Origin of the sequence: Streptomyces sp. KR55, assembly GCF_052245645.1 — a bacterium.
GTDB classification, from domain to species: Bacteria; Actinomycetota; Actinomycetes; order Streptomycetales; family Streptomycetaceae; genus Streptomyces; species Streptomyces flavusporus.
Window position 1 is genome coordinate 16515 of record NZ_JBQQCE010000017.1, and the last position, 24303, is coordinate 40817.

Genomic DNA, 24303 nt, shown 5'->3' on the forward strand with positions numbered 1-24303 from the left:
CCTGGTGTAGGCCGTCCCCGGCGAGGGGGTTGACCATGAGAGTCGACGCCGACTGGCTCGTTTCGATACGAGGCGATTGCGACAGCGCATCCGGGGCGGCCTGCGTGGCGTTCCAGCTGGGTTCGCATGCGGGCCGGTTGGTAGTGCTCCAGGTGCTGGAGGTCGGCGCGGGCATCGACATGCGCCTTGAGGACGGGGTCGATCGCGCCGGGGGCGAGTGGGGTACGGATGAAGCGGTCAGGCGTCAACGGGTGGCCTCCGACGTGCGGGTGAGGCGGGTGAGGGCCGCCCGTGGCAAAGGCAGCGGCAGCGCGGCTGAAGCAGCACGCCCATGGCGCCAGGCAGGGGCACGTCCGTGGCCTGGCGGCATTCGCCGTGCAGGTCCGCGTAGTCGGGCCGCTGTGCGAGCCAACACTCGGCAGACAGCGTCCCGGTGTCGGCCGGGAAGGAGTCGTTCGACTTCACGGCATCTCCCCCCTCGACCGGGCGTTGGCAACGCGACGCCTGCGCTGAGCGCCTCGGCAGTGGTGACCGGCCTCAGGTTCTCCCGCCTGGCGTCCCACTCCCGGCCACCGCCGATCGGCCGCAGCTGAACGTACGGGCCCTCGAAGCCCATCACCTTGCCGATCTTCCTGGTGCCGGTGTCCTCAACGGTGTCGCCGCAGCGCGGCTCGTACGCCGTCATCGTCATCGCCCCTCTCCGATGCGGGCGCCCAGCATCCGAGCGCGCTCCTGAGGCGAGAGCACGTAGCTGCGTACCGGGGCTCCGACGCAGACGTCTTCCCCGTCGGCGGGCGGCACGGTGGGCGGCCACAGGCGCGGAGCCCGGCGACGGCGTGCGCTGGCGAGGATCTCGGCCCACATTTCGGGCGAAGGCACATGCCCCGCCGGGCGCGGACCGGTGCCAAGGTCCGCGCTACGGGCCGTACGTACGGATTCAGGCGGCTCGAGCAGGAGCGTCCTCACCCATGCAACAGCCCGTAATACAAAGTGCATAGTCGGTCTGCTCCGATCAGTTCGGTCATGCCCCCCGGGGCCAGCCACTCGGTTGCCGAGGTCTTCGGTGTCGCTCCAGGATGTCCGCGTGAAGTCCTCAATTCGAGGACTTATAAAGGACTTTCACTCGCAGCAGTTGGGGCTTTTGGTGCACCATACGGGTGACGGCCGGTGTGAGAGAGGGCCCGCTGTGGCTGTGTCCACGGCCCGCACAGGAGGTGGAACAGTGCCCCGACCTACAGGGAACATCCATCTGAAATCGGCTCGGGTAGCCGCGGGATACGCATCACAGCAAGCCTTCGCGGATGCCCTCGGCGTCGGCGTACGACAGGTCCGGCGCTGGGAGTCCGAGAGTCCTCCGTGGCCACAGCCCGCCCAAGCCCAGGCCATCGCCAGCCTCTTGGGGCAGGGCCTGGAGGCGCTCGGCTTCACTCCCCCGGGCAGCGTCCCGGTGAGCCGCAGGCAGGACGCCCTGCCAACAGGCACGGCTTCCATAGCCCGGCTCGCCTCCGTTCCCACGCAGGCCACGGCCAGGCAGCCCTCATCCGTAGGGCAGGACTACCTGAGCGTGACCCGCGTGCACCGGCGCCTGTACTGGTCCGTCGCGCCGGCCACGCTCCACCCCGCCGCTCTGGCCCACGCCACACTCGGGTGCGCTCTGCTGCCGGAAACGGCGGGGAAGACGAGGCAAACGGTCGCCGCCGCACTCGCCGAGACATGGCTGCTCGCCGGGCGGATCGAGTTCTTCGACATGCGCGAGCCGGGCAGCGCGCAGCAAACATTGCTGCGGACACTCCAGGCAGCAGGCGAAGCGGACGATCCGCTGCTCGGTGCCGCCGCGCTTGCTCATACCGCCTTCATCCCGGCATGGTCAGGCGAGCGCGAAGCAGCCATGGAGCGGATGGTCGCGGCCCGCGCTTACGCCCGCCGCGGGCCCGCTTCCGCAGAGCTGATGGCGTGGCTCGACACGGTGGAGGCCGAGTGCGAGACGCGGTGCGGTAACACGCGGACTGCACTGCACCTGATCGGGCACGCAGAGGACGTCCTCGCCAGGGGCGGAGAACACCGTTCTCCTGAATGGCTGGACTGGTTCTCGCCGGTCCGGCTGGCGGCGTTCAAGGGCAACACACAAATGAAGGCCGGGCATCTTCTGCAGGCGCGGGAGACACTGCTCGGCGTGCTGGACTCGCTCGGCTCCAGCGAGGAGAAACAGTCCACCGTCGTATTGGGTGACCTGGCAGCCGTGGAGGCCGCGGCCGGCCAACCGGAGAAGGCCTGTGAGTACGCTCTGCGTGCGCTCGATCAGCTGGCGCGAACCTGGTATGCGATGGGCATGGAGCGGATCCGCGAGGTGCGGCGCGCTCTCGCGCCGCACCAGCATGAGCAATGCGTAAGGGAACTGGACGACCGCCTCTACAGCTGGTCAACGACTGTCAGCGCCCTTGCCCGTTGAAATCGCGAATCAGGCGAGGGAGTTCGCGGAGACTTTCCACTCTGAAGGTCGGGAGCTCCTTCGCTTCCTCCGTCTGCCACTGGATTGTCGCCCACGGGCCCCGGCGCACCAGCGCGGTGCGCATGCCCGCAGTGACGGCCGGGCGCAGGTCGTTGTCAACACGGTCGCCGACGTAGAGGATCTCGTCGTTGGCGAAGGGGGTGACTTCTGCGACGCGCCGGAAGAACTCCGGGTCCGGTTTGCTGGCGCCCCAGTCATCGCTCGTGCCGATGAGGTCTACATCTTCGGAGAAGAGCTCACGGAGGATCTTCCCGGCGCGGACCGTCTGGTTGCCTGCGATACCGAGCCACAGCCCGTCGGCGCGCAGCTGCGTATGCGTCGGCCGGACGTCGTCATAAAGGTCCTCTTCGCCAAACGTCTCCGGTTGCCCGGCGGCTGCACGCTTCTCCCGCTCGTCATACAGGTCGAAGCCGGGTTGGAACTCCTGGAACGTCTCGCGATAGTCGCGGCCCTGGGCAATGACGGCGCCGAACATGGCATGGAAGGTGTGGCGAGGTACGCCCAGCCAGTCAGCCCACGTGCCGTACTCCCTCGTCTCGTCCACGAGGCATTCACCGACGTCGAAGACCACTGCGCGGATCATGGGGGTCAGGGTAACGGGCCTGCTGCGTCGCCCGATCGGTTCCGCACACCTGGGTGAGCTGATGCTCGCTACGCTCGCGCCCGGGCGGGCGTCGCCGTCGCAGGCACGCCGGGTCGGCTTGGCGGTTCACGGCCGGTGGGTGATTCAGGAGCGCGTCAGCAGGGTGGGGCACACAAGGTGGGTTCGGCGGCCAGTCCGCCGGTGGCAAGAGCACGCAGGCGCCGCGACGCCCGCTGACCACTCCCGGGGCACGGCAAAGGGGGCGGCACCCTCCGCACAGGGTGCCGCCCCCTCTTCCTGCGTGCCGGAACCGCCGCCGGATCGGTGAGGGTCGGGGATCAGCGGCGGCTCCGGGGTCGGTGGGTCAGCGGTGGTCGCTGCCCTGCGACTGGGATGCCGCCCGGCCCGCCTCCAGGCGCGCCACCGGAATCCGGAACGGTGAGCAGGAGACGTAGTCCAGTCCCACCTCGTGGAAGAAGTGGACCGACTCGGGGTCGCCGCCGTGTTCGCCGCAGACGCCGAGCTTGAGGTCGGGGCGGGTTTCGCGGCCGGCCTTCGCGGCGGCGGCGACCAGCGAACCCACGCCGTCCTTGTCGATGGTCTCGAAGGGGCTGACGCCGAAGATGCCCTTCTCCAGGTATGCGGTGAAGAAGCTGGCCTCCACGTCGTCGCGGCTGAAGCCCCACACCGTCTGCGTCAGGTCGTTCGTGCCGAAGCTGAAGAACTCCGCCGCCTCGGCGATCTGAGCGGCGGTCAGCGCTGCGCGCGGCAGTTCGATCATCGTGCCGATCGCCAGCTTCAGTTCCGTACCGGTCGCCGCCTGGACCTCCGCGATGACCCGGTCGGCCTCCTCGCGGACGATCTCCAGTTCCTGGACCGTGCCGACGAGCGGGATCATGATCTCGGCGCGCGGGTCGCCCTTCGCATTCTTGCGTTCGGCCGCGGCCTCCGCGATCGCCCGTACCTGCATCGTGAACAGGCCCGGGATGACCAGGCCCAGGCGTACGCCGCGCAGGCCGAGCATCGGGTTCTGCTCGTGCAGGCGGTGCACCGCCTGGAGGAGGCGCAGTTCGTTCTCGTGCGGCTCCTGACGGGACTCCGCCAGGGCGACGCGAACGGACAGTTCCGTGATGTCGGGGAGGAACTCGTGCAGCGGGGGGTCGAGGAGGCGGACCGTCACCGGGAGGCCGTCCATCGCCGAGAACAGCTCCACGAAGTCCTGCTTCTGGAGCGGGAGCAGCTCCTTCAGGGACTCCTCACGCTCGGCCTCCGTGTCGGCCAGGATGAGGCGCTCGACCAGCTCACGGCGGTCGCCGAGGAACATGTGCTCCGTACGGCACAGACCGATGCCCTGGGCGCCGAAGCGACGGGCGCGCAGCGCGTCCTCGGCGTTGTCCGCGTTGGCGCGCACCCGCAGGCGCCGCTTGCGGTCGGCGAACGCCATGATCCGGTGCACGGCCTCGACCAGTTCGTCGGCGTCCTGGGCACCCGCGTGCATCCGGCCCTCGAAGTACTCCACGACCGGAGACGGAACCACCGGCACCTCACCGAGGTACACCTTGCCGCTGGAGCCGTCGATGGAGATGAGGTCACCCTCCTCCACCACATGCCCACCCGGCACCGTCATCCGGCGCCGCTTGGTGTCGACCTCCAGCTCCTCCGCGCCGCAGACACAGGTCTTGCCCATGCCGCGGGCCACCACGGCCGCGTGGGAGGTCTTGCCGCCGCGGGACGTCAGGATGCCTTCGGCCGCGATCATGCCGTCCAGGTCGTCCGGGTTCGTCTCACGGCGGATCAGGATGACCTTCTCGCCGGAACGCGACCACTTCACCGCGGTGTACGAGTCGAAGACCGCCTTGCCGACCGCCGCACCCGGCGACGCCGCGATGCCCCGGCCGACCTGCTCGACCTTCGCGTGCTCGTCGAAGCGCGGGAACATCAGCTGGGCGAGCTGGGCGCCGTTGACGCGCTGGAGCGCCTCCGCTTCGTCGATGAGCCCCTGGTCCACCAGCTGCGTCGCGATCCGGAAGGCGGCGCCCGCGGTGCGCTTGCCGACGCGGGTCTGGAGCATCCACAGCCGGCCGCGCTCGATGGTGAACTCGATGTCGCAGAGGTCCTTGTAGTGGTTCTCCAGCGTCTCCATGATCTGCATCAGCTGGTCGTACGACTGCTTGTCGATCTGTTCCAGCTCCGCGAGCGGGACCGTGTTGCGGATGCCGGCCACCACGTCCTCGCCCTGGGCGTTCTGGAGGTAGTCGCCGTAGACGCCCTGGTGGCCGGAGGCGGGGTCGCGGGTGAAGGCGACGCCCGTGCCCGAGTCCGGGCCCAGGTTGCCGAAGACCATGGAGCAGACGTTGACCGCGGTGCCCAGGTCGTGCGGGATGCGCTCCTGGCGGCGGTAGAGCTTGGCGCGGTCGCCGTTCCAGGAGTCGAAGACCGCCTTGATGGCGAGGTCCATCTGCTCGCGCGGGTCCTGCGGGAAGTCCCGGCCGGCCTCGGTCTTGACGATCTTCTTGAAGCGGGTGACCAGCTTCTTCAGGTCCGCGGCCTCCAGCTCGGTGTCGACCGTGACCTTCTTGGCCTCCTTGGCCTTCTCCAGCGCCTCCTCGAAGAGGTCGCCGTCGACGCCGAGGACGGTCTTGCCGAACATCTGGATGAGGCGGCGGTAGGAGTCCCACGCGAAGCGTTCGTCGCCGGCCTGCTTGGCGAGGCCCTGCACCGACTTGTCGGACAGGCCGATGTTGAGGACGGTGTCCATCATGCCGGGCATGGAGAACTTGGCGCCGGAGCGGACGGAGACGAGCAGAGGGTCGTCCGCCTGGCCCAGCTTCTTGCCCATGCGCTGCTCCAGCGCGTCGAGGTGCGCACTCACCTCGTCACGCAGTGCCGCCGGCTCCTCGCCGCTGTCGAGGTAGACCTTGCAGGCCTCGGTGGTGATGGTGAAGCCGGGCGGGACGGGGAGGCCCAGGTTGGTCATCTCGGCGAGGTTCGCGCCCTTGCCGCCGAGGAGGTCCTTGAGGTCCTTGTTGCCCTCGGTGAAGTCGTAAACGAACTTCACGCCCTCAACGCTCGAACCAGCCTGAGCTGCTACGTGGGGATCTTTGTTTTCCGACACGGGTCCCAACTCCTTGAGGACGCGGTGGCTGCCCTGACGGCGAGGAACATACCCAGATCGAAGGCGTCTGGGTACGTCCACTTGCCCGTCATGCGCCTGTAACCAGTCGTCCGCCACCGGATCGAAAGTCAAAGCTTGGTAAGCGGCGACGGGCGGATGTTTTCACTTCTTGAACGCACGCCTACCCAGGGATCGGGATTCTCGCTCATATGAGCGGTCTGTAGCACGTCTGATTTCGATCGATGAACGATCAAGGGGTGGCACTCAGTGCCACCCCTTGGAGAAGTGCAGTCGCGCATGATCCGCTCATCTGAGCGCGACCCTTATCAAGGGTGGCGAGAATCACGCTGCCACAGGGGGCGAGATTTCACCATGCGGACGCCCGCGAGAGACCGCAACCGGAGCGACACACAGTCACACCCCGAGCGCCCGCAACCTCTCCTCCACCCGCTCCGGCGCGTACAGGTGCTCCACGACCAGTGCCCCCGCCCCCACCAGCCCCGCCCGCTCCCCCAGCCGCGAGGTCACGACGTCCAGCCGGGCCGTGGAGCGGGGCAGCGCCCGCTGGTACAGCAGCTCCCGTACGCCGGTGACGAAGGGAGTTCCGGCCAAGTCGCCCGCGATCATCAGCACCCCGGGGTTCAGCAGGGTCACGACCGTCGCCAGTACGTCCCCGACCCGGCGCCCGGCCTCCCGGGCCAGCCCCGTCGCCTCCGGATGCCCGGCCGCGAGCAGGTCCCGCACATCTGCGCCGGAGGCGGCCGGCACCCCGGCCTCGGCCAGCCGCCGGGCCACGGCGCCCCCGCTGGCGACGGCGGCCAGACAGCCGTAGGAGCCGCAGCGGCAGAGCGCATCCGCGCCCTCCGGCACCCTGATGTGGCCGATGTCCCCGGCGCCGCCGTCGATGCCCCGGTACAGCGAGCCGTCCACCACGACGCCCGCGCCGATACCCGTCGACACCTTGACCAGCACGAACGCCGAGCAGTCCGGGTAGCCGGTGCGCTGTTCGCCGTACGCCATGAGGTTGGCGTCGTTGTCGACCAGGACCGGCACCTCACCGGCGCCGGTGTGCTCGGTGAACGCCCTGGCCAGGCGGCCGCATATGTCGTAGCCGTCCCAGCCCGGCATGATGGGGGGCTGGATCACCCGGCCGGTCTCGCAGTCGACCGGGCCCGGCACGGCGAGACCGATGCCGCAGACCTCCTGCGCACCGCGCCCGGCCTTCTCCAGCAGCTCCGCGAACCAGCGGCCCAGCTCACCGAGGACCGGCTCCGGGCCGTCCTCGATGACCAGAGTGCCGCCGTGCTCGGCGAGGATCTCGCCGCTCAGCGTCAGGACGGCGGCACGCGCGTGCCGGGTGTCGAGGTCGGCGGCGCAGACCACCGCGTGGGCGTCGTCAAACTCCAGGGTGATGGAGGGCCGGCCGCCGAGCGGCGAGTCGACCGGGCCGCCGGCGCCCTCGCGCAGCCAGCCCGCGCGGAAGAGCCGCTCCAGGCGCTGGCCGACCGTGGCGCGGGAGAGGCCGGTGACCTGTTGGAGCGCACCACGGGTGGTGGCGCGGCCGCTGCGCACCAGCTCGAGCAGTTCCCCGGCGCTCGCCTGGCTCGCGCTCCGTCCAGCCATACCTGCGCACCCCCTTGTGTTTCTCAACCCTGCATTACATATTGGGTTTTGCGTGTTAAATAGACGTAACCCTACGGTAGCGATGGTCAAACCGGTCGCCTGGACGTCTTTCGGGGAGCCCCGAGTGGATCGCACTGCCCAGCTCACATTCCGTCCCGCCGCGCGGGAGGTTGTATACGATCCGGGCCCGGCACCGGATTCGCCGCATCTCAGGGCCGCACGCGTCCTGGAGGGCAACTGGACCGGAACGTCGACGGTGCCCTCGCGCGGCCTGTACCCGCACCAGTGGTCCTGGGACTCGGGGTTCATCGCGATCGGGCTCCGGCATCTGTCGCCGTTACGGGCCCAGACGGAGCTGGAGACGCTGCTGGCCGCGCAGTGGGGCGACGGGCGGATCCCGCACATCGTCTTCAACCCCTCCGTGCCGCTGGACGCGTACTTCCCGAGCCCCGACTTCTGGCGCTCCTCGACCGCGGGACGCGCTGCGGGTGCCCCGCGCACCGTACAGACCTCCGGCATCGTGCAGCCACCGGTGCACGCGCTGGCGGCCTGGCTGGTGCACTGCGCCGACCCGGGCCTGTCGCGGGCGCGCGGCTTCCTCGCCGGCGTGTATCCGCGGCTGGCGGCCTGGCACCGCTATCTGCTGCACCGGCGTGACCTGGGCGGGGGCGGGCTCGCGTCGGTCGTGCACCCGTGGGAGCAGGGGATGGACAACAGCCCCTGCTGGGACGCCCCGCTCGCCCGTGTCACCCCGGCCCCGGCCCGCTCCTTCCGCCGCGCCGACCTCACCCACGGCGCGCCCGAGGACCGGCCGACGGACCTCGACTACGGGCGGTATGTGCGGCTGGCGACGGACTACCGGGACCGGGGTTACGCCGACGGGGACAGCGCGTTCGCCGTGGAGGACCCGGCGTTCAACGCGCTGCTGATCGCCTCCGAGCACGCGCTGGCCCGGATCGCCCGCGAGCTGGGCGCGACAGGCACGGCCCGGCAGGCCCGCGCGGAGCGCCTGACGGGCGTTCTCATCGACCGGCTGTGGGATCCGGCGGAGGGGATGTTCTTCTGCCGGGACGTCCGAAGCGGCCGGGACATCCGAAACGGCCAGGACGCCCGCAGCGGCGACCTGATCCCCGAACGCAGCGTCTCCGGCCTCGTCCCCCTCCTCCTGCCCACCCTCCCCCGCCACATCGTCGCCGCCCTCGTGCGCACGCTCGCCGGCCCGCACTTCGGCGCCGGCACCCCGCTCGTGCCGAGCTACGACCTGCTCGGCGAGGCCTTCGATCCGCACCGGTACTGGCGCGGCCCGGCCTGGTTCAACACGAACTGGCTGCTGGATCGGGGCCTGAGGGTGCACGGCGAGACGGAGCGGGCCGGCGCGCTGCGCGAGGCGATGCTCGACACCGCCGACACATCCGGGTTCGCGGAGTACGTGGACCCGTACACCGGCGCGGCCTGCGGGGCCACCGGCTTCAGCTGGACCGCCGCGCTCACACTCGACCTGCTGGAAGCCAAGGTGGCCGACGCAACCAACGAAGCCAAGGGAGGGGACCTGGGATGACGAACCGGCATCATCTGCTCGTGCACGGCGGGACGTTCGCCGCCGTGGGCGACAGCGGGGACATCAGTGGTGTGCGGGGCGGCAGCTCCCCGGACGGGCTGTTCGTGCGCGACGGCCGGCACCTCAGCCGCTGGCAGCTCACGGTCGACGGCGCCGTGCCGGAGGCGCTGAGCCCCGTGACCGGCGGGGACACCACGCGCTGTGTGCTGGTCCCGCGGGGCGGCCGCCAGGAGCCGGCCGCGTACGCGCTCTTCCGTGAACAGGCCGTCGGGGACAGCTCGTTCGTCGAGTCGCTGCGCGTCACCAGCAACCGCCCGGTGCCGACCACGATCCGCCTCGCCATCACCGCCGACGCCGACTTCACCGACCAGTTCGAACTGCGCTCGGACCACCGCACCTACACCAAGCCCGGCGCCCTGCGCTCCCGCCAGGTCCTCGACGACGGCGTGGAGTTCACCTACCAGCGCGGCGAGTGGCGTTCCTGTACGACGGTGACGGCCGAGCCCCCGCCGGACGCCGTCGAGGAGACCGGCACCGGCGCGCGCCGCCTGGTCTGGACCCTCGAGCTAGAACCGCACGGCACGGCGGAGCTGACCCTACGGGTCGTGGCGCGCCCGCACGGCGAGAAGCGTGCGCTGCGCGTACCGCGCTCCCCCGCCGCCGTCACCGAGCAACTCCTCGACAAGGAGGGCAGGTTCGTCGAGGGCATCGCCTTCCCGACCGGCTGGCCGGAACTGGCGGCGGCCTGTGCGCGCGGCCTCGCCGACCTGGCCGCGTTGCAGGTGCCGGCCACCGGACCGGACGGCGAGGAGCTGCGCGTCCCGGCCGCAGGGGCGCCCTGGTTCCTGACCCTGCTCGGCCGCGACGCCCTGCTCACCTCCCTGTTCGCCCTCCCGTACCGGCCCCAGCTCGCCGCCGCCACGCTCCCGGCGCTGGCCGCGACCCAGGCGACCGGGACGAACGCCGAGTCGGTCGCCCAGCCCGGCAAGATCGTGCACGAGGTGCGGGGCGGCGAGCTGGCCCACTTCGGGCAGGTGCCGTACGGGCGTTACTACGGCTCGGTGGACGCGACCCCGCTGTTCCTCGTCCTGCTCGGGGCATACGTCGAGCAGACCGGGGACACCGGGCCGGCCCGCCGGCTGGAGCAGCACGCCCGCGCGGCGGTCGGCTGGATGCTGGACCACGGCGGGCTGACCTCGCGCGGCTATCTCGTCTACCGCGCCGACCAGGGCGGCCTGGCCAACCAGAACTGGAAGGACTCCCCCGGCGCGATCTGCTGCGCCGACGGCACCCGGCCGACCGGGCCGGTGATGGCGGCGGGCGCGCAGGGCTACGCGTACGACGCGCTGCGCCGCACGGCGTGGCTGGCCCGCGCGGTGTGGCGCGACGAGACGTACGCGGCGCTGCTGGAGCAGGCGGCCGGTGATCTGCGGGACCGTTTCCAGCGGGACTTCTGGATGCCGGCCCGCTCCTTCCCGGCGCTCGCGCTCGACGGCGACGGGCGCCAGGTGGACGCGCTGGCGTCGGACGCCGGGCATCTGCTCTGGTCGGGGCTGCTGGACAAGGAGTACGGCGAGCTCGTCGGCCGGCGGCTCCTCGAACCCGACTTCTTCTCGGGCTGGGGGGTGCGCACGCTGGCGGCCGGGCAGCCGGCGTACCACCCGCTGTCGTACCACCGCGGTTCGGTCTGGCCGCACGACAACGCGCTGATCACGCTGGGTCTGGCCCGCTACGGCCTGCACGACGAGGCCCGCACCGTCGCCCACGCCCTGGTCGACGCGGCGACCGCGACCGGGCACCGGCTGCCGGAGGTGCTCGCCGGGTACGGCCGGGACACGCATGCCGAGCCGGTGCCGTACCCGCACGCCTGCGAACGGGAGTCCCGCTCGGCGGCGGCGCCGCTGGCGCTGCTGACGGCGGTCGGGGGCGCGTAACCGCAGGTTCCTGACGGAACGGGTGAACGGAGTCCGGGGTCCAGCCGTACGACACTGCGGCGGACCCGTTCCCCCACGCCGGGTCCGCCGCTTCACAGTGCTTTCGTACGGAGGGACCCTCGGGTGGCTGTCTTCACGCGTCAACCGCAACACACGACCGACGACGCCCCGCAGCCCTCGGATCAGACCGCGGAACCCGCCGCCCCCGAAGGCCGCCTGGCCCGCTGGCGCGCCGCCCACCCCACCGCCGCCCGCGCCCTGCGCTGGACCGCGACCGCCCTCTCCGTCACCTTGGTCCTGTTCGCGCTGCTCGTGCCGAACACCCTCGCCGCCCTCGCGTGGGGCAAGTTCGTGCGGATCCCGGTGGAGGCGATCATCGGTGCCGCGGTGCTGCTCGTGCTGCCCCGCCGTCCCCGGCTGGTGGCGGCGATCGTCGCCGGGGTCGGGCTCGCCGCGCTGACCGTGCTCAACCTGCTCGACATGGGCTTCAACGAATACCTCGGCCGCGGCTTCAACCTGGTCCTCGACTGGGGTCTGCTCGACGACGCCCAGTCCTACATGAAGGACACCGTGGGCGGGGCGGGCGCGACCGGGCTGGCCATCGGGGCGATCGTGCTCGCCGTGCTGCTGTTCGCGGTCATGACGCTGGCGACGGTCCGGCTGAGCAACCTGCTCGTCCGGCATCGCACCGTCGCCGTCCGCTCGACGCTCGCCGCCGCCGTCGTATGGACGCTGGCGTATGCGCTCGGCGTGCAGTTCGCCGGGCTGCCGATCGCCTCCGACCATGCGGCGGCGCTGCTGGAGATCCAGGCGCGGCGGGTGCAGACCACGCTGCGCGACGAGGCGGCGTTCGAGCGGGAGGCGAAGGAGGACGTCTTCGGCAGCACGCCCGGCGACCAGCTGGTGCCGGACCTGCGCGGCAAGGACGTCCTCTTCACGTTCATCGAGAGCTACGGCCGCAGCGCGCTCGAGGACCCGCTGATCTCGCCCGGCGTGCTGAAGTCCCTGGACACCGGCGACAAGGCGCTGACCGAGGCGGGGTACGCCGCGAAGAGCGGCTGGCTGACCTCGGCGACCTACGGGGGCAGCAGCTGGCTGGGGCACTCCACGTTCCTGTCGGGCCTGTGGATCAGCAGCCAGCAGCGCTTCCGCACCGTCACCTCCGGCGACCACCTCACCCTCACCAAGGCCTTCCAGAAGACCGGCGACTGGCGGACCGTCGGTGTGGTGCCGGGTGTGCAGAAGGGCTGGCCGGAGGCGAAGTTCTACGGGCTGGACAATGTCTACGACGCCTTCCATCTCGGCTACAAGGGGCCGAAGTTCAGCTGGTCGACCATGCCGGACCAGTACGCGCTGGAGGCGTTCCAGCGACTGGAGCACGGCAAGAAGCGCGACCAGCCGCTGATGGCGGAGATCATCCTGACGTCCAGTCACCAGCCGTGGGCGCCGATTCCGAAGATGGTCGGCTGGGACGAGCTGGGCGACGGCTCGGTCTTCGACGGCATCGAGAAGGCGGGCACCGACCCCTCCGAGGTGATCGCCGACTCGAACCGGTCCAAGGAGGAGTACGGCAAGTCCGTCGCCTACTCGCTCACCAGCCTCACCCAGTGGCTGGAGCGCTACGGCACCGAGGACACCGTCCTGGTCTTCCTCGGCGACCACCAGCCCATCGCCCGGGTCAGCGGCCAGCGCGCCAGCCGGGACGTGCCGATCACGATCGTCGCCAAGGACCCGAAGGTGCTCGACAAGATCTCCGGCTGGGGCTGGACGGACGGCCTCAAGCCGGACCAGGACGCGCCGGTGTGGAAGATGAGCGACTTCCGGGACCGGTTCCTGACGGCATACGGCTCCAAGCCCAGCGGGTGATCAGCCGCCGGAGGTGTCCAGCTCCGCGTCCTCGCTGATCCCCGCACAGTCGTACGGGTCCTTCAGCCAGCCGTCCGGGAGCACCACCCGGTTGTTGCCGGACGTACGGCCGCGCGGGCCGTCGGCGCCGGTGGGCCAGGGCTGGTCGAGGTCCAACTCGTCCAGCCCGGAGCGGAGTTCCTCCAGGGAAGAGGTGATCGCGAGTCGCTTGCGCATCTCCGAGCCGACCGCGAAGCCCTTGAGATACCAGGCGACGTGCTTACGGAAGTCGATGACACCACGCGACTCGTCGCCGATCCACTCGCCGAGCAGGGTGGCGTGCCGGACCATGACGTCGGCGACCTCGCGCAAGGTGGGCTTACGGAAGTCGGCCCGTCCCTCGAAGGCGGCGACCAGGTCGGCGAAGAGCCACGGCCGCCCCAGGCACCCACGCCCCACCACGACCCCGTCGCACCCGGTCTCCCGCACCATCCGCAGCGCGTCCTCGGCCGACCAGATGTCGCCGTTGCCCAGCACGGGGATCTCCGGCACATGCTCCTTCAGCCGGGCGATGGCGTCCCAGTCGGCGGTGCCGCCGTAGTGCTGGGAAGCGGTACGGCCGTGCAGGGCGATGGCGGTGACGCCCTCCTCGACGGCGATACGGCCGGCGTCGAGGTAGGTGATGTGGTCGTCGTCGATGCCCTTGCGCATCTTCATCGTCACCGGCAGATCGCCGGCCCCGCTGACGGCCTCGCGCAGGATGGCGCGGAGCAGGTTGCGCTTGTACGGCAGGGCGGAACCGCCGCCCTTGCGCGTCACCTTGGGGACCGGGCAGCCGAAGTTCAGGTCGATGTGGTCGGCGAGGTCCTCCTCCGCGATCATGCGGACGGCCTTGCCGACGGTCGCCGGGTCCACGCCGTACAGCTGGATCGAACGCGGCCGCTCGGTCGCGTCGAAGTGGATCAGCTGCATGGTCTTCTCGTTGCGCTCGACCAGCGCCCGGGTGGTGATCATCTCGCTCACGAACAGGCCCTTGCCGCCGCTGAACTCCCGGCACAGGGTGCGGAAGGGCGCGTTGGTGATCCCGGCCATGGGGGCCAGGACGACAGGCGGCTGGACGGTGTGCGGGCCGATCTGCAGGGGCGTGGACATCTCTCCATTGTGCCGTGCAATGCGTTTGTAAAATTCATTAGTTAGTCGCACTATCGAAATCGGCGTAGGATGAGGCGTATGCCCGAGCCCGAGCTCAGCCAACGCCGCCGCCTGCTGGTCCTCGCGATCTGCTGTATGAGCCTGCTGATCGTGAGTCTCGACAACACGGTGCTGAACGTCGCCCTGCCCTCCATGCAGGACGACCTGCACGCCAGCACCTCGGGCCTGCAGTGGACGATAGACGCGTACACGCTCGTCCTCGCCTCGCTGCTGATGCTCGCGGGCTCCACCGCCGACCGGATCGGCCGCAAGCGGGTCTTCATCGCGGGCCTGATCGTCTTCACGATCGGCTCGGCCCTGTGCTCCGTCGCACCCAACCTGGACGCACTGGTGATCTTCCGCATGGTCCAGGCGGTGGGCGGCTCCATGCTCAACCCCGTCGCCATGTCGATCATCACCAACACCTTCACCGACCCGCGCGAGCGCGCCCGCGCGATCGGGGCGTGGGGTGGGGTCGTCGGAATCTCGATGGCGGCGGGACCGCTGGTGGGCGGGCTGCTGGTGGAGGCGGTGGACTGGCGGGCGATCTTCTGGATCAACCTGCCGGTGGGCCTCGCTGCGCTGCTGCTGACGCTGCGGTACGTCCCCGAATCCCGCGCCCCGAAGGCCCGGCGGCCCGATCCGGTCGGCCAGCTGCTGGTGATCGCGCTGTTCGGCTCCCTGACGTACGCGATCATCGAGGCGCCGAACGCGGGGCTCGCGACAGTACTGCCGTTCGCGGCGGTCGCGGTCATCGCACTGATCGGCCTGCTCTCGTACGAGCCACGCCGGGCGGAGCCGCTGGTCGACCTGCGTTTCTTCCGGTCGGCGCCCTTCAGCGGGGCCACAGTGATCGCCATCAGTGCGTTCGCGTCGCTGGGCGGGTTCCTGTTCCTGTCGACGCTGTATCTGCAGAACGTGCGCGGCCTGGACGCGCTGCACGCCGGACTGTGGATGCTGCCGATGGCCGCGCCGACGCTGGTGTGCGCCCCGTTGGCCGGGCGGCTGCTGGCGAGCGTGGGGCCGCGGCTGCCGTTGCTGATCGCGGGCATCGCGATGACCGCGAGTCCGCTGCTGTTCGCGGCGTTCGAGGGGGAGACGTCGAACGTCACGCTCTTCCTCGGGTACCTGCTGTTCGGTGTCGGCTTCGGCTTCGTGAACGCACCGATCACCAACACGGCGGTGTCCGGGATGCCGCGGGCACAGGCGGGGGTTGCAGCGGCCGTCGCCTCCACCAGTCGGCAGCTCGGGCAGACGCTGGGTGTTGCCGTGGTGGGCGCGGTCCTGGCGTCGGGGATCGGGGCGTCGTCGTACGCGGACGCGTTTGTGCCGGCCGCCCGGCCGGGGTGGTGGATTCTCGTGGGGTGCGGGGTTTCCGTGCTGGTGTTCGGTGCGCTGAGCAGCGGGCGGTGGGCTCGGGGGACGGCTGAGCGGACGGCTGAGCGGCTGGAGGAAGAGGAGGTTCGGCAGGTGGTGGGGGCGGGGGAACGTTCCTAGCCAGGGCCTGCGTTTCCTCGCGCTCGATCGGCCGAATCCGGCGACGCCCGGCCACAGGTTGGACAACTCGCCGTGAAGTGACCCCTGTTGATGTTGATCCTGCTGCACACTCCTTGCTGCCCGAAGAGACAGCCGGACGGGGACGCTGGAGGCGTCATGCCGCAGATCGACACGAGCAAGGTCAGCCGCTGGGATCAGCACGGACGCGAGCATGTCGTACGGGTCCAGCGCACCGGCGTGCAACGCACGATCAGGTGCGACACCTGCGGCTGGCGGCGGGGCGCGCAGTTTCTGCCCTGGCTGAAGGCGGAGGAGCATCTCGCCGAGGCCCACCAGGCGACGGTGGACCCGTCAGCCGCGTAGCCCTCGCACCAGCAGATCCACCACCGCGTCGAAGTCCTCCTCGATCCCCGGCTGCGCCCACTCCGGCGCATAGCAGGGGTCGTGGAAGCGCCCGCTGGCCTGGAACACCCCGCGGGCCGTCCTCGCCGGGTCGGCGGTGACGAAGACGCCCGCCTCGACGCCGGCCTCGATGATCCTGGTCAGCTGGGCGGTGAGGTCGGCGATGTGCTCGGGGACCGCCTCGCCGCTCTCGCCCGTCAGCACCATGTACGTGGCGAACAACTCCGGGTCGTCGCCCGCCTTGCGGCGCTTGGCGTCGAAGAGCGCCCGGAGCCAGTCGCGCAGCCGGGCCTCCGGGTCGCGCTCCTCGGCGACGATGCCGGCCAACGCCTCGGACGTGCGGTCCAGCCACCGCTTCGTCACCGCCTCCCGCAGCGCCGCCTTGGTGCGGAAGTGCCGGTAGACGCTGCCGTGGCTGACGCCGAGCGCGCGGGCCACGTCCACCACGGTGGCCTTGGCCGGTCCGTGGCGGCGCAGCACCTCCTCGGTCGCCTCGAGGATGCGCTCGGCTGTCAGGGTCTGGCTGGTCGCAGGCATGAGGTCGACCGTACCTGTCTCCCGGATCAGCGTTCGCTGTCGAGGTGTGCCATCTGCGGCGTCGGGTAGCGCTCGCCGGCCGCCGCGTCGGCGGGGACGGCCTCCTCGATCGCCCGCAGGTCGGCTTCGTCCAGCGTCACGTCCAGCGCGCCCAGCGCCTCGGTCAGCCGGTCCCGGCGGCGGGCGCCGACCAGGGGCACGATGTCCTCACCGCGGGCGAGCACCCAGGCGATGGCGATCTGCGCGACGCTCACACCCTTCTGCTCGGCGATCTTGCGCAGCGCCTCGACGAGGTTCAGGTTGTGCTGGAGGTTCTCGCCCTGGAAGCGCGGCGAGAGCGCCCGGAAGTCGTTCGCCGCGAGCTGCCGGTCACGGGTGAAGTGACCGGAGATCAGACCGCGGGAGAGGACTCCGTACGCCGTGATGCCGATACCCAGTTCCCGCGTGGCCGGCAGGATCTCGTCCTCGATGCCGCGCGAGATCAGCGAGTACTCGATCTGCAGGTCGCAGATGGGGGCGGTGGCGGCGGCCCGGCGGATCGTCTCGGCGCCGACCTCGCTCAGGCCGATGTGCCGGACGTACCCCTTCTCGACGAGCTCGGCGATCGCGCCGACCGTCTCCTCGATCGGTACGCCGGGGTCGATCCGGGCGATCCGGTAGACGTCGATGTGGTCGACGCCGAGGCGCTGGAGCGAGTACGCGGCGAAGTTCTTCACGGCGGCCGGGCGCCCGTCGTAGCCGCTCCATCCGCCGTCCGGGTCGCGCAGCGCGCCGAACTTGACGCTGATCTGCGCCTGTTCGCGGTGCGCGGCGGGGGCGGTGCGCAGGGCCTCGCCGATGAGCAGCTCGTTGTGGCCCATGCCGTAGAAGTCGCCGGTGTCGAGCAGGGTGATGCCCGCTTCCAGGGCGGCGTGAATGGTGGCGATGGACTCGGCCCGGTCCGCGTCGCCGTACAGCGCGGACATGCCCATGCAGCCGAGGCCGAGGGCGGAGACCTGGGGGCCGGTGGTTCCGAGGGGGCGGGTTCGCATGAGAACTCCTTGGGCTTGTTCCGGGATGCCTCCACTCTCGCATGACAGCTGACAGATTTCAATATCTGTCAGCTGTCAGTTGTCACCACCGGGGGCGGCGGCCCCACGTAAAAACGCCGGACGGGCTGAGAAAACTCAGCCCGTCCGGCGTTTGCGGACTTCGGAGAGGTCAGGCGCCGATCAGGCGGCCGGCCAGGTAACCCTCGATCTGGTCCAGCGACACACGCTCCTGCTTCATCGTGTCGCGCTCACGCACCGTCACCGCGTTGTCCTCCAGGGTGTCGAAGTCGACCGTCACGCAGTACGGCGTGCCGATCTCGTCCTGGCGGCGGTAGCGGCGGCCGATGGCGCCGGCGTCGTCGAACTCGATGTTCCAGTTCTGGCGCAGTGCCTGGGCGAGGCCCTTGGCCTTCGGGGACAGCTCCGGGTTCCGGGACAGCGGGAGCACCGCGACCTTCACCGGCGCGAGCCGGTGGTCGAGGCGCAGCACCGTGCGCTTCTCCATCTTGCCCTTGGCGTTGGGGGCCTCGTCCTCGATGTAGGCGTCGAGCAGGAAGGCCAGCATCGCACGGCCGACACCGGCCGCGGGCTCGATGACGAACGGCGTCCAGCGCTCGCCGGCCTCCTGGTCGAAGTAGGACAGGTCCTGGCCGGAGGCCTTGGAGTGGGCGCCGAGGTCGTAGTCGGTGCGGTTGGCGACACCCTCGAGCTCGCCCCACTCGTTGCCGCCGAAGTTGAAGCGGTACTCGATGTCGGCGGTGCGCTTGGAGTAGTGGGAGAGCTTCTCCTTGGGGTGCTCGTACCAGCGCATGTTCTCCTCACGGAGACCCAGGCCGGTGTACCAGTTCCAGCGCTGCTCCATCCAGTACTCGTGCCACTTCTCGTCCTCGCCGGGCTTGACGAAGAACTCCATCTCCATCTGCTCGAACTCGCGGGTGCGGAAGATGAAGTTGCCCGGCGTGATCTCGTTGCGGAACGACTTGCCCATCTGGGCGATGCCGAACGGCGGCTTGCGGCGCGAGGTGGTCTGCACCTGGGCGAAGTTGGTGAAGATGCCCTGCGCGGTCTCGGGGCGCAGGTACGCGATGGAGCCGCTGTCCTGGGTCGGGCCGAGGTGGGTGGACAGCAGACCCGAGAACTGCTTGGGCTCGGTGAACTGGCCCTTGTTGCCACAGTTGGGGCAGTTGATGTCGGCGAGGCCGTTCTCCGGGAGGTGACCCTTCTTGGCCTCGTAGGCCTCCTCCAGGTGGTCCGCGCGGAACCGCTTGTGGCAGGAGGTGCACTCGGTCAGCGGATCGGTGAAGGTGGCGACGTGACCGGAGGCGATCCAGACCTCGGGGGCGAGGATCACGGACGAGTCGATACCGACGACGTCCTCACGCGACGTCACCATGTAGCGCCACCACTGACGCTTGAGGTTCTCCTTGAGCTCGACACCCAGCGGCCCGTAGTCCCAGGCGGCGCGCTGACCGCCGTAGATCTCACTGCACGGGAAAACGAAGCCACGGCGCTTGCTCAGGCTGACGATGGTGTCGATCTTGTCGGCGGCCACGGTGCTCTCTTCATTACGACGACGGGCGACGAAGCGAGATGCTTCAGAGCGAATGCTTCAGGTTACCGGCGGGGAGTCCCCCTCAATCAAATCGGTCCGGCCTCCGGGCGTACCTCACCCCTTACCAGGGGCTTACCCGGGCCTCACCAGGCGCTTGTTGACAATCGTTTCCATAATTGGTGAAAATGACTGTCATGAACGTACGACGACCTCAGATATCCGGGATCGCGATCGCGGCAGCCACCGCGCTCGGTCTCGGAACCCTCTCCGCATGCTCTGACGACAGCTCCGCGGCGGGCAACTCGGACAAGTTCGACGTCGTCGCCTCGTTCTACCCGATGCAGTTCCTCGCCGAGCAGATCGGCGGGGACCATGTGAACGTCACCACCCTCACCGAGCCCGGCCAGGAGCCCCACGACCTGGAGCTCAGCACCAAGCAGACCGCCGAGCTCGGCGAGGCGGACGCGGTGCTCTACCTCAAGACCCTGCAGCCGGCCGTCGACGAGGCCGTCGACCAGTCCGGCGTCAAGACCAAGATCGACGCGGCCACGCTGACCGAGCTCGAGGACCACGGCAACCTCGAGGACAGCCACGAGCACGAGGGCGAGGAGCAGCCCTCCGAGGAGGAGCACGCCCTCGACCCGCACGTCTGGCTCGACCCGGTGAAGTACGCCGAGGTCGCCGAGGGCGTCGGCAAGGCCTTCGAGAAGGCCGACCCGGACAACGCGGCCGACTACCGGAAGAACACCGAGGACCTGGTCAAGAAGCTGGACGCGCTCAACACCGAGTTCGCGGACGGCCTGAAGAACAGCAAGACGAAGGTCTTCTTCACCAACCACGCGGCCTTCGGCTACCTCGCCGAGCGCTACGGCCTGACCCAGGAGGCCATCTCCGGCCTCGACCCGGAGAGCGAGCCCAGCCCGGCCCGGATCAAGGAGCTCCAGGAGGAGGCCAAGGCCGACGGCGTGACCACCGTCTTCTACGAGACACTGGTCAGCGACAAGACCGCGAAGACCCTCGCCCAGGACGCGGGCCTCAAGACGGACGTCCTCGACCCGCTCGAGGGCATCACCGACAAGTCCAAGGGCGACGACTACTTCCAGGTCATGGAAGCCAACCTCGCGGCGCTGGAAAAGGCCCTGGGAACCAAGTGATCGTTACGGAGGACGCCATGGGCGCCACGGGAGAGCCCGTCATATCGATGCGCGGCATACGCGCCGACCTCGGCTCGCGCCCCGTCCTACGCGGCATCGACCTCACCGTGCGCCACGGTGAGGTCGTCGCGCTGCTCGGCGCGAACGGCTCCGGCAAGTCGACGGCGGTACGCAGCCTCATCGGGCAGGTGCCGGTGAGCGCCGGCCGGATCGAGCTGTTCGGGACCCCGCAGCGCCGGTTCCGCGACTGGGCGCGGGTGGGCTACGTCCCGCAACGCACCACGGCCGCGGGCGGCGTGCCCGCCACGGTGACGGAGGTGGTGTCCTCCGGGCGGCTGTCCCGGGCCCGCTTCGGTGTGCTGCGCAAGGCGGACCACGCGGCCGTACACCGCGCCCTGGAGCTGGTCGGCATGGCGGACCGGGCGAAGGACTCCGTGGGCGCCCTCTCCGGCGGCCAGCACCAGCGCGTCCTGATCGCCCGCGCCCTCGCCTCCGAACCCGAGCTGCTGATCATGGACGAGCCGATGGCCGGCGTCGACCTGGACAGCCAGGAGGTGCTCGCGCGGACGCTGCGGGAGCAGGTCGCGGACGGTACGACGGTCCTGGTGGTCATGCATGAACTCGGCCCCCTGGAGCCCCTGATCCAACGGGCGGTCGTCCTGCGCGACGGCTGCGTCCTGCACGACGGACCGCCCCCGAAGGCGGTCGGCCAGCACGCGCTGCCCGGCCACGACCACGTCCACCCGCACGCGGCGCACGACGCCGAACCGATGCGCACGGGACTGCTGAGCTGATGGAATTCCTGAACTACGCCTTCATGCAGCGGGCCCTGCTCGCCGCCGTCCTCGTCGGCATCACCGCCCCCGCGATCGGCATCTACCTCGTACAGCGCCGCCAGGCCCTGATGGGCGACGGCATCGGCCACGTCGCGATGACCGGCGTCGGCCTCGGCTTCCTGCTCTCCTGGTCGCCGGTGTGGATGGCGACCCTGGTGTCCATCCTCGGCGCCGTCCTGATGGAGCTGATCCGCTGGTACGGCAAGACCCGCGGCGACATCGCCCTCGCGATGCTCTTCTACGGCGGTATGGCCGGCGGCGTGATGTTCATCAACCTCGCGCCGACCGGCTCCAACGCCAACCTCACGTCGTACCTCTTCGGATCCCTGTCGACGGTGAGCGAGTCGGACGTCACGGCGATCTGCATCCTCGCCGCGTTCGTCGTGCTGGTCACCCTGGGGCTGCGCCGGCAGCTCTTCGCGGTCAGCCAGGACGAGGAGTTCGCCCGGGTGACGGGCCTGCCGGTGCGGGCGCTGAACCTGCTCACGGCCATCACCGCGGCGGTGACGGTCACCGTGGCGATGCGGGTGGTCGGTCTGCTCCTCGTCTCGGCGCTGATGGTGGTCCCGGTGGCCGCCGCCCAGCAGCTCAGCCGCAGCTTCGCGGCCACGTTCGCGATCGCGGTCGCCATCGGGGTCGGCGTGACCATCGGCGGCACGATCACCTCGTACTACCAGGACGTTCCGCCCGGCGCGACCATCGTGCTGCTGACGATCGGCGCGTTCATCGTGCTGACCGCCCTGGCCACTCCGCTCGCCCGGCGCCGCGCGCGGGCGCTGGCCGCCGCACACCCCTCCGGGGACCCGGCGGAGTGTGCAATTCCGGCCAGCAGGGGTGCGCAGGACGAGATCAGCGTCTGACCACGCACAGTCCGGGCTGGCACAATGGCCCGGCAGACGCAACGCAAGGAGGCAACCGGTGACGACCGCTGGACCGCCCGTGAAGGGCCGCGCCACTCGGCAGCGCGCCGCCGTGGCGGCAGCCTTGGAAGAGGTCGAGGAGTTCCGCAGCGCGCAGGAACTGCACGACATGCTCAAGCACAAGGGCGACGCCGTCGGCCTGACCACGGTCTACCGCACCTTGCAGTCCCTCGCCGAGGCCGGCGAGGTCGACGTCCTGCGCACCTCCGACGGCGAGTCCGTCTACCGCCGCTGCTCCACCGGCGACCACCACCACCACCTCGTCTGCCGCACCTGCGGCAAGGCCGTCGAGGTCGAGGGCCCGGCGGTCGAGACATGGGCAGAGGCCATCGCCGCGGAACACGGCTACGTCAACGTGGCCCACACGGTGGAAATCTTCGGCACGTGCGCGGAGTGCGCGGCGGCCTGCGGCGGCTGAGGCCGCGGCGACGGCAGGTTCAGGGCAGCATGTCGCCGCGGTTCACGCAGGAGTAGGAGCCGTCGTCGTTCCGCCCCACGCTGTCGTAGGACCAGCAGTGCAGCATCGGCGCGAGCGTCCAGATCCGCACCGCCATGAGCACACCGAGGACGACGACGGCCCCCCACCCCGCATAGGAACGTCGCCCGGCCAGCGCCAGTCCGCCGACGGCGAGCAGCGCCGCGAACACCAGCAGGTACACGACGACCGGCGCCAGGTTCTCCCGCAGCCCCGGGAACGACTCCATTTCCGCCGTACTGCCGAAGCCGAAGAACACGACGAGCCCCGCGAAGGCGAAGACGGCCGCCGCCGCGCACCCGCGGACGACACGGGCGGCCGTCATACGCGGGACAGGTGACGGTCGAGCAGGGCCCGCAGGCGCTGCACGTCCTCCTCGGTGCGCAGACCGCGTTTGGGCGCGACCTCCAGGATCAGGATGTTCGGGTCGCGGCTGAGCAGCACCAGATGATCACGAGTCTCGCGGTAACCACGGAACAGCGACCAGCGCTGCGTCAGCGTGGTGTGCTCGGTCTCGACCGTGATCCCGGCATCGGACACCGTGGCCCGATACTCGCCCTGCCACGAGACGGTCCGGAACACATGGTTGGCCTGAATGCGGGGCGTGCCCCAGATCAGGACCGCGGTCAGCAGCGAAAGCGCGACCCCCGGCGCCGCATCCGCCCCTCCGAAGGCGAGGAACACGCCGAATACAGCGAACAGCACCGCGACCGCCCACCGCACCGGCGCCAGCCGCCGAATGCGGTCACGGACCTGGATGCCCCGGAGAATGTCGGCGCGTGTCGGCCGGAAGGCCAGCTCGACTGCGTCGGTGCCACTGTCCTGAATGATGTCCCGCCCCTGGTGAACCATGGGCGGAACCCTAACGTCCCGCGTCCCGGCGTCAGCTGTCAGGCTGCTTGCCCTCCATGGCGAGAAGCTCCTCGTTCGGAATCGCCCCACCGAACCGCCGGTCGCGGGAGGCGAATTCGAGACACGCCCGCCACAGGTCACGGCGGTCGAAGTCCGGCCACAGGACGTCCTGGAAGACCATCTCGGCGTAGGCGCTCTGCCACAGCAGATAGTTGGACGTACGCTGCTCTCCGCTCGGCCGCAGGAACAGATCCACATCCGGCATGTCCGGGTAGTACAGGTACTTCGCGAAGGTCTTCTCGCTCACCTTCGACGGATCGAGCCGCCCGGCCTTCACATCCTCCGCGAGCGCCTGCGCCGCATCCGCGATCTCCGCGCGCCCACCGTAGTTCATGCAGAAGTACAGCGTCAGCCGGTCGTTGCCCTTCGTCTGCTCCTGGGCGACCTGGAGCTCCTTCGCCACCGACTTCCACAGCTTCGGCATCCGCCCGACCCACCGCACCCGCACACCCAGCTCGTCGAGCGTGTCCCGCGTCTTACGGATGAAGTCCCGGTTGAAGTTCATCAGGAAGCGCACCTCGTCCGGTGACCGCTTCCAGTTCTCGGTGGAGAAGGCGTACAGCGAGATCGCCCCGACGCCCATCTCGATCGCGCCCTGGAGCACGTCCAGCACCCGCTCGGCCCCGACC

At 70.0% G+C, this 24303-nt stretch carries 20 protein-coding genes and 1 pseudogene; 10 read left to right on the forward strand and 11 right to left on the reverse strand.

Features of this window, described 5'->3' with window-relative positions; genetic code table 11:
- Positions 1-461: 461 nt before the first annotated feature.
- Positions 462-691, reverse strand: a pseudogene (locus ACTWQJ_RS04375) (hypothetical protein).
- Between the two features lie 531 nt (positions 692-1222).
- Between ACTWQJ_RS04375 and ACTWQJ_RS04380 the strand changes: the two are divergent.
- Positions 1223-2449, forward strand: coding sequence for a helix-turn-helix transcriptional regulator (locus ACTWQJ_RS04380; protein ID WP_443305268.1), 1227 nt, complete (start codon positions 1223-1225; stop codon positions 2447-2449).
- Here the strand turns inward: ACTWQJ_RS04380 and ACTWQJ_RS04385 are convergent.
- From ACTWQJ_RS04385 to ACTWQJ_RS04395, 3 genes are all read right to left on the reverse strand, one after another.
- Positions 2430-3092 carry an HAD family hydrolase gene (locus ACTWQJ_RS04385; RefSeq protein WP_443305269.1) on the reverse strand — a complete coding sequence of 221 codons (663 nt, stop codon included), beginning with the start codon at positions 3090-3092 and terminating at the stop codon, positions 2430-2432. The two genes, ACTWQJ_RS04380 and ACTWQJ_RS04385, sit on opposite strands and share 20 nt — an antisense overlap.
- 364 nt (positions 3093-3456) lie before the next feature.
- Positions 3457-6207 (reverse strand): pyruvate, phosphate dikinase, encoded by a 2751-nt coding sequence (gene ppdK, locus ACTWQJ_RS04390; protein WP_443305270.1) that lies wholly within the window; start codon positions 6205-6207, stop codon positions 3457-3459.
- Positions 6208-6621: 414 nt separating this feature from the next.
- Positions 6622-7830 carry an ROK family protein gene (locus ACTWQJ_RS04395; RefSeq protein WP_443305272.1) on the reverse strand — a complete coding sequence of 403 codons (1209 nt, stop codon included), beginning with the start codon at positions 7828-7830 and terminating at the stop codon, positions 6622-6624.
- A 124-nt stretch (positions 7831-7954) separates the two neighbouring features.
- On the opposite strand from ACTWQJ_RS04395, the gene ACTWQJ_RS04400 reads away from it, so the two are divergent.
- The 3 genes from ACTWQJ_RS04400 to ACTWQJ_RS04410 all read left to right on the forward strand — a co-directional run bounded on the left by ACTWQJ_RS04400 (position 7955) and on the right by ACTWQJ_RS04410 (position 13188).
- Entirely contained in the window at positions 7955-9388 is a 1434-nt protein-coding gene (locus ACTWQJ_RS04400; protein WP_443305273.1) for an MGH1-like glycoside hydrolase domain-containing protein, read from the forward strand.
- On the forward strand, positions 9385-11322 hold the full coding sequence (locus ACTWQJ_RS04405; RefSeq protein WP_443305274.1) for an amylo-alpha-1,6-glucosidase: 1938 nt from the start codon (positions 9385-9387) through the stop codon (positions 11320-11322). Before ACTWQJ_RS04400 ends, ACTWQJ_RS04405 begins: the two co-directional genes overlap by 4 nt.
- Positions 11323-11445: 123 nt before the next feature.
- Positions 11446-13188, forward strand: coding sequence for a CDP-alcohol phosphatidyltransferase (locus ACTWQJ_RS04410; RefSeq protein ID WP_443305275.1), 1743 nt, complete (start codon positions 11446-11448; stop codon positions 13186-13188).
- Here ACTWQJ_RS04410 and dusB read toward each other — a convergent pair whose 3' ends face one another.
- Positions 13189-14319 (reverse strand): tRNA dihydrouridine synthase DusB, encoded by a 1131-nt coding sequence (gene dusB, locus ACTWQJ_RS04415; RefSeq protein ID WP_443305276.1) that lies wholly within the window; start codon positions 14317-14319, stop codon positions 13189-13191.
- Positions 14320-14397: 78 nt separating this feature from the next.
- Here dusB and ACTWQJ_RS04420 point away from each other — a divergent pair, with 78 nt between their 5' ends.
- Both ACTWQJ_RS04420 and ACTWQJ_RS04425 read left to right on the forward strand, forming a co-directional pair.
- Positions 14398-15855 carry an MFS transporter gene (locus ACTWQJ_RS04420; RefSeq protein WP_443305277.1) on the forward strand — a complete coding sequence of 486 codons (1458 nt, stop codon included), beginning with the start codon at positions 14398-14400 and terminating at the stop codon, positions 15853-15855.
- Positions 15856-16011: 156 nt separating this feature from the next.
- Entirely contained in the window at positions 16012-16218 is a 207-nt protein-coding gene (locus ACTWQJ_RS04425; protein WP_409472223.1) for a hypothetical protein, read from the forward strand.
- On the opposite strand, the gene ACTWQJ_RS04430 is transcribed toward ACTWQJ_RS04425, so the two are convergent.
- The 3 genes from ACTWQJ_RS04430 to ACTWQJ_RS04440 form a co-directional block, all read right to left on the reverse strand.
- Positions 16207-16794: a TetR family transcriptional regulator gene (locus ACTWQJ_RS04430; protein WP_443305278.1), complete on the reverse strand. Its 588-nt coding sequence runs from the start codon at positions 16792-16794 to the stop codon at positions 16207-16209. The two genes, ACTWQJ_RS04425 and ACTWQJ_RS04430, sit on opposite strands and share 12 nt — an antisense overlap.
- Positions 16795-16820: 26 nt before the next feature.
- Positions 16821-17825: an aldo/keto reductase gene (locus tag ACTWQJ_RS04435; protein WP_443305279.1), complete on the reverse strand. Its 1005-nt coding sequence runs from the start codon at positions 17823-17825 to the stop codon at positions 16821-16823.
- 169 nt (positions 17826-17994) lie between these two features.
- On the reverse strand, positions 17995-19377 hold the full coding sequence (locus ACTWQJ_RS04440; protein ID WP_443305280.1) for a glycine--tRNA ligase: 1383 nt from the start codon (positions 19375-19377) through the stop codon (positions 17995-17997).
- Positions 19378-19571: 194 nt separating this feature from the next.
- Between ACTWQJ_RS04440 and ACTWQJ_RS04445 the strand changes: the two genes are divergently transcribed.
- Genes ACTWQJ_RS04445 through ACTWQJ_RS04460 form a run of 4 tightly spaced genes read left to right on the forward strand, consistent with a single transcriptional unit; the run spans position 19572 to position 22705 of the window.
- On the forward strand, positions 19572-20531 hold the full coding sequence (locus ACTWQJ_RS04445; protein WP_443305288.1) for a zinc ABC transporter substrate-binding protein: 960 nt from the start codon (positions 19572-19574) through the stop codon (positions 20529-20531).
- 17 nt (positions 20532-20548) lie between these two features.
- On the forward strand, positions 20549-21325 hold the full coding sequence (locus tag ACTWQJ_RS04450) for a metal ABC transporter ATP-binding protein (RefSeq protein WP_443305281.1): 777 nt from the start codon (positions 20549-20551) through the stop codon (positions 21323-21325).
- Positions 21325-22227, forward strand: a complete 903-nt coding sequence (locus tag ACTWQJ_RS04455; protein WP_443305282.1) for a metal ABC transporter permease — start codon at positions 21325-21327, stop codon at positions 22225-22227. The genes ACTWQJ_RS04450 and ACTWQJ_RS04455 overlap by 1 nt, the downstream gene beginning before the upstream one ends.
- Before the next feature lie 58 nt (positions 22228-22285).
- The gene (locus ACTWQJ_RS04460; protein ID WP_129801865.1) at positions 22286-22705 is read left to right on the forward strand and encodes a Fur family transcriptional regulator; all 420 of its coding nucleotides are present in this window, start codon (positions 22286-22288) and stop codon (positions 22703-22705) included.
- Between the two features lie 19 nt (positions 22706-22724).
- Here the strand turns inward: ACTWQJ_RS04460 and ACTWQJ_RS04465 are convergent, their stop codons facing one another.
- From ACTWQJ_RS04465 to uppS, 3 genes are all read right to left on the reverse strand, one after another.
- Positions 22725-23087 carry a hypothetical protein gene (locus tag ACTWQJ_RS04465; protein WP_443305283.1) on the reverse strand — a complete coding sequence of 121 codons (363 nt, stop codon included), beginning with the start codon at positions 23085-23087 and terminating at the stop codon, positions 22725-22727.
- On the reverse strand, positions 23084-23614 hold the full coding sequence (locus tag ACTWQJ_RS04470; protein WP_443305284.1) for a YcxB family protein: 531 nt from the start codon (positions 23612-23614) through the stop codon (positions 23084-23086). Before ACTWQJ_RS04470 ends, ACTWQJ_RS04465 begins: the two co-directional genes overlap by 4 nt.
- 31 nt (positions 23615-23645) lie before the next feature.
- Positions 23646-24303 (reverse strand): polyprenyl diphosphate synthase (uppS, locus tag ACTWQJ_RS04475; protein WP_443305285.1); only part of this gene is annotated, 658 nt, incomplete at its 5' end.

Bases quoted from the DNA above. Each gene is read 5' to 3' on its own strand.
- ACTWQJ_RS04385 (WP_443305269.1), bottom strand. From the start codon at position 3,092: ATGATCCGCGCAGTGGTCTTCGACGTCGGTGAATGCCTCGTGGACGAG.
- ACTWQJ_RS04395 (WP_443305272.1), bottom strand. From the start codon at position 7,830: ATGGCTGGACGGAGCGCGAGCCAGGCGAGCGCCGGGGAACTGCTCGAG.
- ACTWQJ_RS04405 (WP_443305274.1), top strand. From the start codon at position 9,385: ATGACGAACCGGCATCATCTGCTCGTGCACGGCGGGACGTTCGCCGCC.
- dusB (WP_443305276.1), bottom strand. From the start codon at position 14,319: ATGTCCACGCCCCTGCAGATCGGCCCGCACACCGTCCAGCCGCCTGTC.
- ACTWQJ_RS04420 (WP_443305277.1), top strand. From the start codon at position 14,398: ATGCCCGAGCCCGAGCTCAGCCAACGCCGCCGCCTGCTGGTCCTCGCG.
- ACTWQJ_RS04425 (WP_409472223.1), top strand. From the start codon at position 16,012: ATGCCGCAGATCGACACGAGCAAGGTCAGCCGCTGGGATCAGCACGGA.
- ACTWQJ_RS04430 (WP_443305278.1), bottom strand. From the start codon at position 16,794: ATGCCTGCGACCAGCCAGACCCTGACAGCCGAGCGCATCCTCGAGGCG.
- ACTWQJ_RS04435 (WP_443305279.1), bottom strand. From the start codon at position 17,825: ATGCGAACCCGCCCCCTCGGAACCACCGGCCCCCAGGTCTCCGCCCTC.
- ACTWQJ_RS04445 (WP_443305288.1), top strand. From the start codon at position 19,572: ATGAACGTACGACGACCTCAGATATCCGGGATCGCGATCGCGGCAGCC.
- ACTWQJ_RS04450 (WP_443305281.1), top strand. From the start codon at position 20,549: ATGGGCGCCACGGGAGAGCCCGTCATATCGATGCGCGGCATACGCGCC.
- ACTWQJ_RS04455 (WP_443305282.1), top strand. From the start codon at position 21,325: ATGGAATTCCTGAACTACGCCTTCATGCAGCGGGCCCTGCTCGCCGCC.
- ACTWQJ_RS04465 (WP_443305283.1), bottom strand. From the start codon at position 23,087: ATGACGGCCGCCCGTGTCGTCCGCGGGTGCGCGGCGGCGGCCGTCTTC.
- ACTWQJ_RS04470 (WP_443305284.1), bottom strand. From the start codon at position 23,614: ATGGTTCACCAGGGGCGGGACATCATTCAGGACAGTGGCACCGACGCA.